The 14,027-nt window shown below is 46.0% G+C and carries 10 protein-coding genes and 2 pseudogenes; 2 read left to right on the top strand and 10 right to left on the bottom strand.

Annotated features, from left to right (window positions below; all coding sequences use genetic code 11):
• Positions 1–72: 72 nt before the first annotated feature.
• The 6 genes from proX to AC0L66_RS02125 form a co-directional block, all read right to left on the bottom strand.
• Positions 73–1,080: a glycine betaine/L-proline ABC transporter substrate-binding protein ProX gene (proX, locus tag AC0L66_RS02150; RefSeq protein ID WP_473568250.1), complete on the bottom strand. Its 1,008-nt coding sequence runs from the start codon at positions 1,078–1,080 to the stop codon at positions 73–75.
• A gap of 4 nt (positions 1,081–1,084) precedes the next feature.
• Positions 1,085–2,161: a glycine betaine/L-proline ABC transporter permease ProW gene (gene proW, locus AC0L66_RS02145; RefSeq protein WP_473568248.1), complete on the bottom strand. Its 1,077-nt coding sequence runs from the start codon at positions 2,159–2,161 to the stop codon at positions 1,085–1,087.
• A 3-nt stretch (positions 2,162–2,164) separates the two neighbouring features.
• Positions 2,165–3,352, bottom strand: a complete 1,188-nt coding sequence (gene proV / locus AC0L66_RS02140) for a glycine betaine/L-proline ABC transporter ATP-binding protein ProV (RefSeq protein WP_265676714.1) — start codon at positions 3,350–3,352, stop codon at positions 2,165–2,167.
• Between the two features lie 385 nt (positions 3,353–3,737).
• A complete protein-coding gene (locus tag AC0L66_RS02135) occupies positions 3,738–5,117 on the bottom strand; it encodes an MBL fold metallo-hydrolase RNA specificity domain-containing protein (protein WP_473568247.1) in 1,380 nt (459 codons plus the stop codon).
• A 33-nt stretch (positions 5,118–5,150) separates the two neighbouring features.
• The gene (locus AC0L66_RS02130; protein WP_473568245.1) at positions 5,151–5,402 is read right to left on the bottom strand and encodes a hypothetical protein; all 252 of its coding nucleotides are present in this window, start codon (positions 5,400–5,402) and stop codon (positions 5,151–5,153) included.
• Between the two features lie 2 nt (positions 5,403–5,404).
• On the bottom strand, positions 5,405–6,160 hold the full coding sequence (locus AC0L66_RS02125) for an alpha/beta hydrolase (protein ID WP_473568243.1): 756 nt from the start codon (positions 6,158–6,160) through the stop codon (positions 5,405–5,407).
• A 661-nt stretch (positions 6,161–6,821) separates the two neighbouring features.
• Here AC0L66_RS02125 and AC0L66_RS02120 point away from each other — a divergent pair.
• Both AC0L66_RS02120 and wecA read left to right on the top strand, forming a co-directional pair.
• Positions 6,822–7,961, top strand: a complete 1,140-nt coding sequence (locus AC0L66_RS02120) for a UDP-N-acetylglucosamine--undecaprenyl-phosphate N-acetylglucosaminephosphotransferase (protein ID WP_473568241.1) — start codon at positions 6,822–6,824, stop codon at positions 7,959–7,961.
• Positions 7,962–8,283: 322 nt separating this feature from the next.
• The gene (gene wecA, locus AC0L66_RS02115; RefSeq protein WP_473568240.1) at positions 8,284–9,360 is read left to right on the top strand and encodes a UDP-N-acetylglucosamine--undecaprenyl-phosphate N-acetylglucosaminephosphotransferase; all 1,077 of its coding nucleotides are present in this window, start codon (positions 8,284–8,286) and stop codon (positions 9,358–9,360) included.
• Between the two features lie 163 nt (positions 9,361–9,523).
• Here wecA and AC0L66_RS02110 read toward each other — a convergent pair whose 3' ends face one another.
• From AC0L66_RS02110 to AC0L66_RS02095, 4 genes and pseudogenes are all read right to left on the bottom strand, one after another.
• On the bottom strand, positions 9,524–9,748 hold the full coding sequence (locus AC0L66_RS02110; protein ID WP_473569173.1) for a VanZ family protein: 225 nt from the start codon (positions 9,746–9,748) through the stop codon (positions 9,524–9,526).
• Between the two features lie 189 nt (positions 9,749–9,937).
• Positions 9,938–10,837 (bottom strand): transposase, encoded by a 900-nt coding sequence (locus tag AC0L66_RS02105; RefSeq protein WP_473568239.1) that lies wholly within the window; start codon positions 10,835–10,837, stop codon positions 9,938–9,940.
• 224 nt (positions 10,838–11,061) lie between these two features.
• Positions 11,062–12,484, bottom strand: a pseudogene (locus tag AC0L66_RS02100) (phosphomannomutase).
• A gap of 85 nt (positions 12,485–12,569) precedes the next feature.
• A pseudogene (locus AC0L66_RS02095) lies at positions 12,570–14,007 on the bottom strand (mannose-1-phosphate guanylyltransferase/mannose-6-phosphate isomerase).
• Between the last annotated feature and the right edge of the window lie 20 nt (positions 14,008–14,027).

Below are 14,027 nucleotides of genomic sequence, written 5' to 3'. Positions count from 1 at the left end.
GTCACTGGTTTTTTACTAAGTGGTCGTTTTTATATGCGGTCGCTGATAGCTCTTACCGCATATAATCGGACACTACAGCGCCGCTTTTTTCGCTTCCGCTACCCATGCATCAAATTGAGCTTGGTTGGCTTTAATCCAGCCATTCACGTGCGATTCAATATCTGCGGTGCTGTTTTTACCGTTACTCATCATCATATTCTGCGCGCTCACGTCATTGATGTTAAGTTTAATGATTTCAAAAAGCTTAGCCGCTGCTGGGTTTTGCTCAGCAAACGCTTTATTCGCGATAATGTTCATCGCGTTCATTTCAAAACCGTAGTTTTTGCCATTTGGTAAGGTGGTATCCACACCCTTACGCTCACCCGGTAATGCCGAGAATGGGACCTCTAGCCACACCACATCTTTATTTGGTACTAATACACCACTGACCCAATACGGTGTCCACGTAAAGTAAAGCACGGGCTCGCCATTCTTATAACGTGAAATGGTATCAGCGATGATCGCCGCATAGTTACCTTGATTGTGGCTCACGGTATCGCGCAATTTAAACGCCGTTAGCTGCTCTTCAATCACCATTTCACAGCCCCAACCTGGGTTACAACCCGTTAGGTCTGCTTTGCCGTCACCGTCTGCATCAAATAACTTAGCAATTTTAGGATCGTTTAGCTGACCAATATTGGTAATGCCGTATTGCTCGGCGGTCTTTTTATCAATGAGGTAGCCTTGCGCCGCACCACTGATGTACTGGCCTTTACGGTAGAACTTTTCATCGCCCCCCGCTTTGGTGTACTTATCGCCATGAAGCGGGAACCAACCCACCGCTAGAAACGTCGCATCGCCTTTAGCAATCGAGGTGTAACCCACGTTGTAGTCGACTTCTTTGGTGTCTTTTACATCGTAACCCAGCGCTTCAAGCGCACGGTTAACAATTAGGGTTTGAAACGTCTCTTCGGCTACTGTCGATTGTACCGGTTGCACCGTTACGCCCTCGCCCGGTAGCTTTTCAGCCCAAACGTTGCTTGATACTGCTAAGGCAGACACAACGCCAACCGCTAAGCTTTTCTTCCATGAAGTCTTCATTTCTTTATTTCTCCAAAATTTCAGTTTTTTGAGTACGTTTCTGAGCAAACAAGTTCAACACAATCGATGCTTGCCCGGTGTGATACCAACGCAACTTGGTATTGCCTGCATTCACCCCTAGCACTTGAGTGATGCGGTCGAGTAAAATCGCTAAAATAACAATGCCAAGGCCACCCACCGCGGCTAAGCCCATATCTAAACGGCCAATGCCGCGTAATACCATTTGACCTAACCCCCCCACCGCAATCATGGAGGCAATCACCACCATAGACAGCGACAGCATTAAGGTTTGATTCACGCCTGCCATTATTGTTGGCAACGCGAGTGGCAGCTGAATTCGATAAAGCATCTGTTTCTTGCTGGCACCAAACGAGTGACCCGCTTCGATGAGCTCTTCCGGCACTTGTTGAATACCTAAAATCGTCAAACGAACCACAGGTGGCAGCGCAAAAATAATGGTCACGACCACACCCGGTACGTTACCGATGCCAAACAGCATGACAATAGGCACCAGATAAACAAAGGCAGGGGTCGTTTGCATCGCGTCCAAGATAGGGCGTACAAACTTAGCCGCGGTATCACTCCGCGCTAACCAAATCCCTAAGGGCAAGCCAATGAGCAGGCAGAAAAATACCGACGTCATGACCAGCGAGAGTGTCACCATTGCCTGAGACCAAGCACCAATTAAGCCAATAAAGGTAAACGACACCGCCGTCGCCAGGCCTAACCTTAAGTTAGAAAATTGCCACGCTAATAAAAACAATAGCACCAGCATGAACGGCGCAGGTGTAGACACTAATGCCGTTTCAAATGAACTAAGAATAAAGTCGATCGGCACGCGAATGGCTTGAAACACCGGACGGCCATGTTCCACTAACCAATTTAAACCAGATTCAACCCAGTTATCGACGGGAAGTACCGCCTCTTCAAAAGGGTTCAAGATATCAAAGGCGGTTTCTTCCACCGTTTCACTGCTTAACCAGTCATTCGCTGCCGGAGACTCCGCCGTTTGACCCCAAGGATCCGCAGCAGGCTGACTGGCAGGCTGTGACCACGGATCGTTGCTTGTTTCTGATGACATGATTTATCCCTTATCTAACGTCTGAAGCAGTCGTGATTTGGTCACAACCCCAAAGTAGTGGCCGTTTTCATCCACCACAGGGACGGAATACGGCACGCTCGCGACTGCACCCAAAATATCGTTAATGGGTTGATTCGGCTTAAGGGTTAACCCTGTCTCCAGCTGAGCGCTCACTAACGTACGGTTTTCTTTGTGCGCTAGGCGCAACGAGTCAACAGACACAATGCCAGAATAGTGGCTGGTCTTTTCTACAACGATGCCGTAATCCCTATCGTTATCCATAAGGATTTGCAAAGCCGACGCCGGACCGTCGTGTTCAGATTTTTTAAATACTGCGGCAGGCTTTTTACGAGCAATGTCTTTAGCAGTCAGTACGCTAGCCACATTGACGCCTCGGAAAAAGGCTTCCACATAATCATTGGCTGGGTTATTTAGAATCTCATCCGGTGTGCCCACTTGCACCACCTCACCATGCTGCATAATGGCAATACGATCACCAATACGCATGGCTTCATCCAAGTCATGAGAAATAAACACAATGGTGCGCTTGTCGTCATTTTGCAGACGAATCAGCTCATCTTGCATTTCGGTACGAATCAACGGATCTAACGCGGAAAAGGCTTCATCCATGAGTAAGATATCAGGATCACACGCCAGCGCTCTGGCCAGACCGACACGCTGTTTCATGCCACCCGACAACTCATCTGGATACGATTCTGGGTAAGCGCCTAAGCCAACGCGCTCTAACGCACTCAGTGCACTTTCATGACGTTTTTCTAATTCAATGCCCGCCAGCTCTAAACCGAAGGCCGCGTTTTCAATCACCGTCATGTGAGGCATGAGGGCAAAGTTTTGAAACACCATAGAGATATTGTTGCGGCGCACTTGGCGAAGTTCATCTTCAGAGATGTGGGCAATGTCTTTGCCCTTAAGTAGCACGTTGCCACGAGTGGGTTCGATGAGTCGGTTAAGCAGGCGCACGAGCGTCGATTTTCCAGAGCCAGACAGCCCCATGATAACAAAAATCTCGCCTTCATTAATGCTGAGAGAAACGTCGTTAACCCCAATGGTTAAGCCCGTTTTTTCGAATACTTCGTCTTTGTCGGCACCTTCGTTGATCATTGAAAATGCGCGGTCAGTGTCTTCTCCAAACACTTTGTACAGTCCCTTAACTTCCAGTATGGGATCCATATTGTTTGTCCTTTTAAGGTGTCGCCATCATAATAAACGGTTAGTACTCTAAGTAATTTACCTTTAATAATCAAGGTGCATCATTCACTTCCACTGCATAAACCTTATCCACACAAGATATTATTTTGCATTAACATCATATTAAAGCATTGATTAAAAGGAGTTTAATCCAAGAATCATCCTTAGCCTTTCATTATTATCCTTTTAAACAATACCGCAATCAGGGAACAAGCCGCCACGCCATGACACAGCGCTGACATTAAAGGCGCAATAATAGTTTGAGTACTAATTAAATTTCAACCAAGAGTACCGAGCGTCATTTCAATCGTCTGATCGCTGATAGCCAAGTTCCATGCAACGTCTTCAAAAAGTCATCCATCAGACGTTAGCAAAAGACGCGTGTTGAAGGCGCTAAATGCGGCGTAATATGCGCCACCAGCGCGGCTTTACCCTGCGTTTCACCATGAATGAGATGCAGCTGCTTTAAGTGGCTTTTACCGCCGATAATAAAGTCCAGCAAATCACGCTGATCAGCGTGCGCCGAATACCCAGACATCGTGTGAATACTGGCTTGCACGGCCACTTTCACGTTATCTATCCACACCGAATTCACGTCTTCTTGTAATGATCGGCCGACTGTTCCTTTGGCTTGGTAGCCAGTAAAAATCACATCCGTTCGAGCATCGGGCAGCAGTGCTTGCAGATAATCCATCACGCGCCCACCCATGCACATGCCCGACGCAGCAATCACTATCGCGGGCTCACCCGTAGACGCAAGGCGATTCACTAAGGCTCGGTGCGCTTTATGGTTATCTATCACCACGCACTGACTAAAATTAAGCGGATAACGACCAACATTGCGCTTATTCTTCGCCTCGCTCGTCCACAATTTTCGATACTGTCGATACGCCGTGGTAATTTTTGCTGCCATTGGGGAATCAATGATGATTGGCAATGACTGAGATAACTGCCGTTGATGCAGTAATGACTCAATGTCATACAGCAATTCTTGGGTTCGTCCTACGCTAAATGCCGGAATAATAATGGTTCCACCGTTTTGTAGACTCTTGGTGATAACCGTAAGTAGTCGCTCACTTCGCGCTTGCACACTTTCATGCTGTTTGTTGCCATAGGTACTTTCAATAAACAGATAATCGGCGCGTTTTGGCGGCTGAGGATCGGGCAATAATGGCGTGTTTTTCGGGCCAAGATCGCCGGAAAATACCGCTATTTCATGGTTAGGCAGCTTTATTTCCACGTACGCACTCCCTAAAATGTGCCCTGCTGGGCTAAAACGCAGGTAGGTAAAGTAGCCTTGTCGCCGAGCTTTATCCGGCACCCAGGTCGCATAATCCACTGGCCGTAGCTGGCGTTTAATTCGCTCTAGAATGCGCACTCGTTGCTGGCGTGTTAAGCCTAATTGCAGCTTTAAGCCATCATCTAGCATCAACGGCACTAAGTGCGCCGTCGCGTGCGTGCAATAAATCGGACCTTGAAAGCCCGCCGCCACTAACCAAGGTAGTAGCCAGCCTATGTGATCAATGTGGGCGTGAGTAAGCACTAACGCCTGAATATGGCCGATATTAAACTCAATATCGAGCGAGCGATTCGCCGCGTCGCAACCTTGAAATAAGCCACAATCAATCAGCAGTGAGTGCCCATTTATCGTTAACTCATGGCAAGAGCCTGTGACCGACGACTTACCACCATGATGCGTCACACATACTTGATCCGTCAGCGTGACAAATTTGCTCGCCTGTCTCATTCCTTCTCCTTCTTTATGACATTGTCTATCACCTTATGATGACTGACCCGCGGTTACTGGTTCTAGCTCTGGCTCTGTCACATCTAGCCGCAGGCTTCGTTCCCCTTCCACATACCCGTTTTTCATCGCACTGACCATACTTGAAATAATAGGGCTGACATTGCCCTTGCTGTCCGTTAAGAAGTAGCTATGCCCCGCGGGGTAATCAAAGCGTTGATTAAAGCCGTCACAGTCAAACTCGCACACGTTTTTTGGCAGCGCACTTAACCGCTCAGGGCCTGTCATTCCTAACCTAGCTGAGACGCCGTCATGTGCCTTAAGTTCGCCACTTTAGACGCCGACATCGCCAAATCATCACTGGCATAAAACACCAGCACGTTTTTCGCCGAATCAATAATATGACGACCATCTTGCCCCTCTTCTAAACAATGATTTTCCACATCGGCTGCCACCATAAAGACATTTCTAAACAGCTGGGGCATGCCACCAAGCCGCTCATCATTCACCCACGATGTCATGGCACTTTTCAACACCCGATTTCCCATGGAATGCGCCAGTACATTCATTCGCCTTAAACACGGAAATTGCTGCTGGCTGGCTTCCCGACGCCACCGATCAAACTTATACAATAACCGCGCAAACGCCACGCCAGAGTGCTCGGCGGCTTTTTGGTCGTCCCAATAATCGTCTGCAATCGCGACAACATGGTCATCATCGCAGGGCCAAATGATCGGCACGACGAATGCCAAACCTGGTTGCTGCGCGTCTAATAATGCTTGCAACTTGGCGCTGCGCTCAAAGACTTCTGGCTCCATGTTGTTATTAAAGCCATGCAAGTAAAATAGGATCTGAGTGTGGGCAGGGAGCGCTTTCAGCCTAGCGAATAACGCGCTTGATAAGATTTCCACATATTCCCCCTTCCCACGCCGCTCACAGAAATAAAGCCATTTAGAGATATCGGTATTTTGCGCATTAAACGAAATGGGACGGTGCTTTCTAGAACGCGCTGATTGGATGGGAATTCGGTTGGTAATGAATAACATGTCGCTTCCTATTGCTCTAAAGCTCTGCTCTAAACACCTAGTCTAAACATCTAGAGAGCATAGGAAAAAACCGGGCATTAGCGCGAAGCTAGTCAATATTTGCGAGTGAAGGAGCACTCGAGAAGGTGGCGTTACAATGACTCACATAAAGAGTGAGCGGACAACGGTGTACGCACCGTGACATGCCGAGGTAGTACGCCTTGTCTTGAAGGGGAACGTGTAGAGGGGAGAGTTGAACGCACTTAACTTACTCCGACAATTATCGACATAGATCCCACTATTAAACATCAAGTCACTTTTTCATAACCAAGCCAATGCATAAAAAAACGACACTTACTGCTTGTGTTCTAGATAGTTAGTGCAATATTACGTACCAGTCTACCGTTCCCCCCCACTTGTAACTCTAAAAATATCAATTATTCTTTAATCTCTATCTGTCATGGCAAACGATAATATCTAAAAAACCTAAACATAAATTATCAAAGCTTTTTACTCGTCTCGTCTGCGAGTGACTGCACCTTAACCTGTAGCAAAAATGCTGCCTTTATCGACGGGTAGCCATGTGAAGAGCAAGGGCCCCAGATAGCAATAAATTAAGCAATAAAATAAGCAATAAAATAAGCAATAAAATAATAGACTTAACACGGAAGTTGGTTCAATTATGGCTTGGCAAATCACCTGCGTCTTCATTGGCACGTTTTTAGTGCTATTTTTCAATCACAAACTCGCCCCTGCTGTTGGCTTAGTCGACAGCCCCACAAACCGTAAACGCCACCAGGGACAAGTCCCACTGATTGGCGGCCTTTCCATGGGCGTAGTAATCAGCCTAGTCCTACTTTTTTCTCCTAATATTATTCCGCACCAGGCCTTGTTAATCATCACTATGCTTGTGCTTTTACTTATGGGTGTGCTGGACGACCGTTTTGATTTGTCTTGCCGTGCTCGGTTATTGGTACAAGCCAGTCTAGCCGCTGGCGTGGCCATGCTCGCCGACATTCAGTTACTCACCTTCGGTAATGCCTTTGGTCTCGGCTATGTTGAATTTGAATTACTGGCAATACCCATGACCATCATTGCCGTCATCGGCGCCATTAACGCCTTTAATATGGTGGATGGTATTGATGGCTTACTGGGTTCGCTGGCCATCATTACCTTTACTAGCTTGGGGATTTTGTTTTATCTAGAAAATAACCTTGCTCATCTACAGCTTTGCTTGCTCTTTATTGCCGCACTGCTGCCGTATCTCGCTCTGAACTTAGGATTATTTGGGACGCGCTATCGCATCTTTATGGGCGATGCGGGCAGTATGGTGATCGGTTTTGTGGTGATTTGGTTACTGTTTACGTTAACGCAACCTTCCTCTAATGCTCATTCGATTGCTAACGCAAGTAATAGTGCCACCTGGGCTTACTATGTCCCTCAAAATAATCCAACAGAACTGAGTATTCGTCCGGTCGCGGCATTGTGGCTTATTGCTGTTCCCCTTATGGATATGGTGGCCATTATGTGTCGGCGCATAAAAAAAGGACGATCTCCAATGACCCCTGATAGAGGGCACCTTCACCATATTTTCCAACGTATCGGCTTGAGCTCACGTCAAACCCTGGTGTTAATTTCCATCGTAGCTGCCAGCTTTGCTTTGGTTGGCATTACCGCACGAACTTGCAGGAGCGGCGGAAAGCACCATGTTCTATCTATTTATTATAAGCTTCGCTGTGTATTACTGGTTACTCAGCAAAATCTTCAGAATCACGGCATTTATCCGGCTTATGCGCAGAAAAACCCATGCTCCAAGCTATGAAAGCGAGCTGTAAAACGAAGCGCAATAAACCACTTCTTCATCTGATGTAAGACACCTAATCTCAACATCGCGAAGATCAGCATACCTAAGCTAAATATAGCTAAACATAGCTACGCTCACTCGTGCACTAAAGGTCATATCTGACTGCATCATGTATCATGTATCATTATGCGAGATATCTAACAGTCGTAAATACGTGTTTCGCTTCATATTATCCCACAAATACTGTACAATTTTTCGCGTCAGATAACACTGACAACTAAAACAACTAAAACAACTAAAACAACTAAAACAACTAAAACCTTATAACTCAGTGGCTAACATGATTTCAACTCTCGGCTTCGTTTTCATCACCGCGTTTATCACGCTCTTCTTCGCACGTAGGCTGGCCAAAATGGTTGGCTTAGTCGACAAGCCCAACGCCCGCAAGCACCATCAAGGGGTCGTGCCTCTCGTTGGGGGGATCGCCATTTGCACCACAGTGACATTAACGGTATTACTGTTTAACGTGCCCATAGAGCATGCGCCACTGTTTCTTCTCTCTATTTGTGCGCTTACCGTATTAGGCGCACTGGATGACAAATACGACATCAGCTTTAAAGCCCGCATGCTGTGCCAAGCACTACTGTCATTAGCCATGATGCACTTTGCCGATTTAGAGCTGCACACACTCGGTAATATGTTTGGTTTAGGCCACACAGAGTTGGGTGGCTTTGCGGTACTTATCACGGTACTTGGTGTCATTGGTGCGATTAACGCCTTTAACATGGTCGATGGCATTGATGGACTGTTAGGTGGGCTGGCGATTGTTTCCTTTAGCGCGTTGGCTTTTTTACTGTATCAGGAAAGCCATCATGAATTGGGTTTACTGTGCCTTATTTTCATTGTGGCCGCGATTCCTTACATTGGCATGAACTTAGGCTTACTTGGACGCGAGCGTAAAGTCTTTATGGGCGACGCTGGCAGTATGATGATTGGTTTTACCGTGATTTGGTTACTGCTTAGCAGCAGCCAAGGCGAAACGGGTACCATCATGCGCCCTGTGACGGCCCTTTGGCTTATTGCCTTACCATTAATGGATATGGCAGCAATTATGATTCGACGCGTGCGCCGTGGCGACTCACCCTTCAAGCCAGACCGTGAGCACTTGCACCATATCTGCCAACGCTTAGGGTTAAGCTCACGTCAGACCTTGCTGGCCATCTGTAGCCTAGCTTCGCTACTCACTGGCTTTGGTATTTATGGTGAAATGGCGCAAATCCCAGAGCCGATTATGTTCTACGGCTTTATTGTGTGCTTTATTGCCTACGCACTGTGCCTATCACACATCTTTAAGGTCACCCGCTTTATTAGAAAAAAGCTGGGAAAGGCTGATGAACCGTCGCTGGCGGAAAATTAACAGCCCCGCATCCGCCCTATTCCTGTAAATTTTGTCAGCGAGCAAGCGGAATAAACGAAAAAAGCGAGTAAAGGATATTCTCCTCTACTCGCTTTTTAGATGTTAATGATTTGACTTGAATTAACGATCATCGCTATGAATGACAGACATCAAACTAGTTATCTTACGTTTTGCTAAAAGCTTTTACTGTCACATAAGCGAACGTTAGCCCAACGGTGTTGGCCACTAAATCGTAAACAGAAGCCGTTCTTGTTGGTTGCATCCCTTGCAAAATCTCAATCACACCACTCATCGACCAAAAGCCGATTAGCGCCAGAACATAGTAGCGCTTTGGCAACGCGAAAGAAGCGGTCACTCCTAATACAAAATAGGCAAAGGCATGCTTGATTTTATCTGCCCCATCAAACGCAATAATGAGTGCAGCATTATTTGGGGTAAGTGATAAGTAAACAATGGCAACAAGAACACAAGCTAGACATAGCTTACTGATTAATGAATAGCGCGGGTGCGCCAGCGCTGCCTGATAGAGTTTGGGACATTCATATTATTCAATTTTCTACTGACTTGATTTAAATTGCTAACTAGACATCATTGAACACTTTCCTGCCACCCAGGCTCGGTTTGTATGCAATGCATAGTTTTCTAGTTCTTTGGTTGTTCCCACGGCACAACGAAACTTCCCTCCGAAGCTTGCAGACAGTGTTAGCCATTCATCAGCACTCATATTTAACCGTTCAAGAATCGTATTATTACATGGCGGAATATAACCACGCTTGTTTGGCCGCACCGCTTGGCCTAATGCTTCTACTAGCGCTAAATAATCCAACAAAGAGAACTCAATACCACCTATCTTGGAAAACACCGAGGGTTGCATTTCTCGCTCATTCCCTAAAAAGCCAGAGAGCCCTTTAGTAGGTAAAGAGGCAACCTCACCTTTTCCCTCATCGCCTTTGCAGGCCACCGAATGAATACGCTCATAAATGGAAGTAAATTCAGATTCTTCAAGTGATTGCGCCATATCCGCTCGAACGGGGCTTAAGTCCACATAAGCCATGCAGCTTAGCAGTGCTTTTTCATCCAACAACGCCTGAGACTTAAAGCGCCCTTCCCAGAAGCGGCCTTTACACCCTTCTTCTTTATTGGCTTCGCGAGCGACAAACTCGTTAATATTGCGCATAAACCAAGAGATATCGGTTAAGCGCTCACGCCATTCGTCAATAAGCGCCAGTATTTTGTTGATTTCAGCTTTGGACGTTAACTCATCACCCAGCCAGCGACTGACCAACAAAGGCGCCTTGTATAACGTTGTCCACCGCTGTGCGACCTCTTGATGGCTCCAAGACTCTGCCGAAGCCGTATTCACATGCAGCACTAAATGATAGTGATTGGACATAATGGCATACGCACACACATCAATGGCAAACACCTGGCTTAGCAAACGCATGCGTTCTACCAGCCAAAGCTCAGCGATGCTCAAAGCTTTTTCCTGAGTAAGCATCTTCGCCGCACAAAAAAGCACGGCGCACACACCGTGAAATACAGTGATAGTGCGCCGTGTCTTGAAGGGAAACTTGAGTTGAGCGAGCTTGCGTCATCCTAACCACCAAGGTGAACAAAATCTAAACAGATAAAGTAAGCCTAGTTGGGGATTGAGAGGGCGTCAAATACATGGGTGTCCTGTATATTTTGTATTACTATCGTTTAGATGGACTGTATTTCTGCTAAAACCTTATCAACATACTGTGTCGCGCTCGTGATAGACGTAGATTCCGCATAGCAACGTAACTCAGGCGCATTACCAGAAGGGCGAAGGTGAATAATATCACCATTATCAAGAGTTAAGCGTAAGCCATCAGTCATATCTAGATGTTCAATCACTGCATTTTCAAAACCAAGCTTAGCGAGTAATAGCTCTGGATTAGTCTGGCCGTCAGCTAAAATTTGCAGGCTTTTTTCCGTGGCGAAGTTTTGAATGCGGTCACTGGCAGTGACTCGTTGAGGTAAGGCACCTACCAGTGGAGAAATACTATCGTTACCCGCAGTAGCAAGCAGCATTAGTGCTGGTAACACGGCGTCCCGCGTTGGCAGTGCTTTTAGTGTTTTTCCATTTACTTGGACATCGCTACCAAGTAAATAGCCACCATTAGCTTCAAAGCCAAGCAACAGATGTATAAGTCTTTGCGAGCGACGTAAATTCAGCAATCACATAAGGCGAGCCAATCTTTGTACGCTCGACATGTTTAAACGCTTTTATACTCTCAACCACAGTATTACAACTAACAGGAATGGCTAGTGCTTCAATGTTCATTGCACTTGAACATAACAGACCAAGAATATCACCGCGCAACCACTCTCCGTTCTCATCAGCCACAAGCGGACGGTCACCATCCCCATCTGTCGAGAAAATCGCATCTAATTGATATTGCTTAGACCAATTCAGTGCTTTGAGTTTATCCGCCTCAGCTACCGCTTCAGTATCAATCGGGACAAATTCATCACTACGCTCTAGTGACACCACTTCGGCGCCAAGGCTGGTAAATAGCGGCGCATATAAATCGCGACCAGCACTTGAGTGTTCATAAATACCAATACGTTTCCCGCTTAACAATGACGGCTCAAATAACTCCGTGTAACGAGCAATATAGTCCGTTGCTGCACGTTGGCTGACCACCAATTCAGGTAAATCACTAATTGCAGAAAATGATGCCTCTGCGTTTAAGATCGCTTGCTCATCCGCTTTACTGATCTCACCATCAGGGCGATAAAACTTAAGACCGTTGCGGTCGAAAGGAATATGACTGCTTGCAGTAATCATAATACAAGGGATATTGTCTTGCATGGCCACATAGGCAAGCGCTGGTGTGGGAACCACGCCATAATAAACCGCTTCAAGGCCTAGCTGCTCTAAGGCTTTAGCGCAAGCTTTTGCCATCTCAGGGCTACTCGGGCGATTATCAATGGCAAGTGCAACGGTTTTAAATTGAAACTGCCCTTGCATACACTGCATAAATGCATGAGTAAAAGCAGCGCAGGCATCAGCAGTGAACTGCTCTACCAAACCACGCGCACCACTGGTGCCAAATTGAATACCGGATTCTTTAATTACTTTCGAGCTAATTAACATAAGTAAAATCTACACATATTGTGAAATACTGAATAACTATAGGTGATTATAGGCACCTTAAAACGAGCGACTATAATTCGGCCCCTTAAATACGACCATATCTGTCTTCAAAGCGGACAATATCGTCCTCACCAAGGTATGAGCCCGTTTGCACTTCAATCATTTCTAATGGGATCTTACCTGGGTTCTCTAGAGCATGAATTGTCCCTAAAGGAATGTAAGTTGATTGATCTTCTGTCACCAAAACCACCTCATCGCCATTGGTCACACTTGCGGTACTAAGCAACAACAATCCAGTGCTCACTACGATGAAAGTGTTTTTGAATCGAAAGTTTTTGACCCGGATTTACCGTAATGCGTTTCACTTGGTCGCGAGCACCAAAATCAATCGAATCATATTTACCCCAAGGGCGATAAACTTCACGATGAATCTTATATTCCGAACGCTCTGTGTCTTTTAGTTGCTGCACAATGGCTTTGACATCCTGAACTTGTGATTTATCAGCGACCAAAATGGCGTCTTTAGTTTCAACAATCACTAAATTATCGACGCTTACAGTTGCTATAAGCTTGTTTTCAGAATGTACGTAGTTATTCGTCGATTTAACCGCAATCACATCGCCTTTATGAGCATTATTATTGCTGTCTTTTTCAGATACATCCCATAATGCAGACCAAGACCCTACATCGCTCCAACCCGCATCCATAGGAACTACAACAAGGTTACCTGAACCATTAGCTGAGCAAACAGGTTCCATCACCGCATAATCAATAGAATCAGATGGACAAGCTTCAAACGCGTCTTTATCGAAACGTACAAAGTCTAAATCAGCTTGGGTTACACTCATGGATTTTTCACAAGCTTCTAGTATAGCTGGGTTATGCGCTCTCAACTCTTCAATATATTGAGAAGCTTTAAACATAAACATACCACTATTCCAGTAATATTCCCCCGAATCTAAATACGCTTGAGCAGTGCTTAAGTCGGGCTTTTCTACAAAGCTATCAACTTTAAACGCTGTATTACTCTGCAACGCTCCGCGCTTAATATAACCATACCCAGTTTCAGCGGCAGTCGGTACAATACCAAAAGTGACTAACTGGCCAGCTTCTGCATGAGCTAAGGCCTGCTTCACTGAAAGCTGAAATGCCATTTGATTTTCAATCAAGTGATCAGCTGCAAGCACTAATAGTATTGGCTCAATATCTGAACCTTCAACGTGTTTTAAAGCTTGAAGTGCGGCAAGAGCAATAGCAGGGGCAGTATTACGGCCAACAGGCTCTAAAATAATTCCAGAATGCTCGAAGCCACCTAAGCGCGTTTGCTCTGCTGCAATAAAGCGATGCTCTTCATTACAGATTAACAAGGGTGGCTGGTGATCAAGCCCTTGCAAACGAGCAAAGGTTTGTTGCAACATCGACTGTTCACCGGATAATGTTAAAAACTGCTTAGGGTAAAGTTCACGAGAAAGCGGCCACAAGCGAGAACCAGTGCCTCCAGCCATAATTATAGGTAGAATCATTACTTATCCAAATATAGTTA

This window comes from Vibrio sp. GJ43-1, from assembly GCF_055808835.1.
This window is presented reverse-complemented; position numbering and strand designations above follow the sequence as displayed.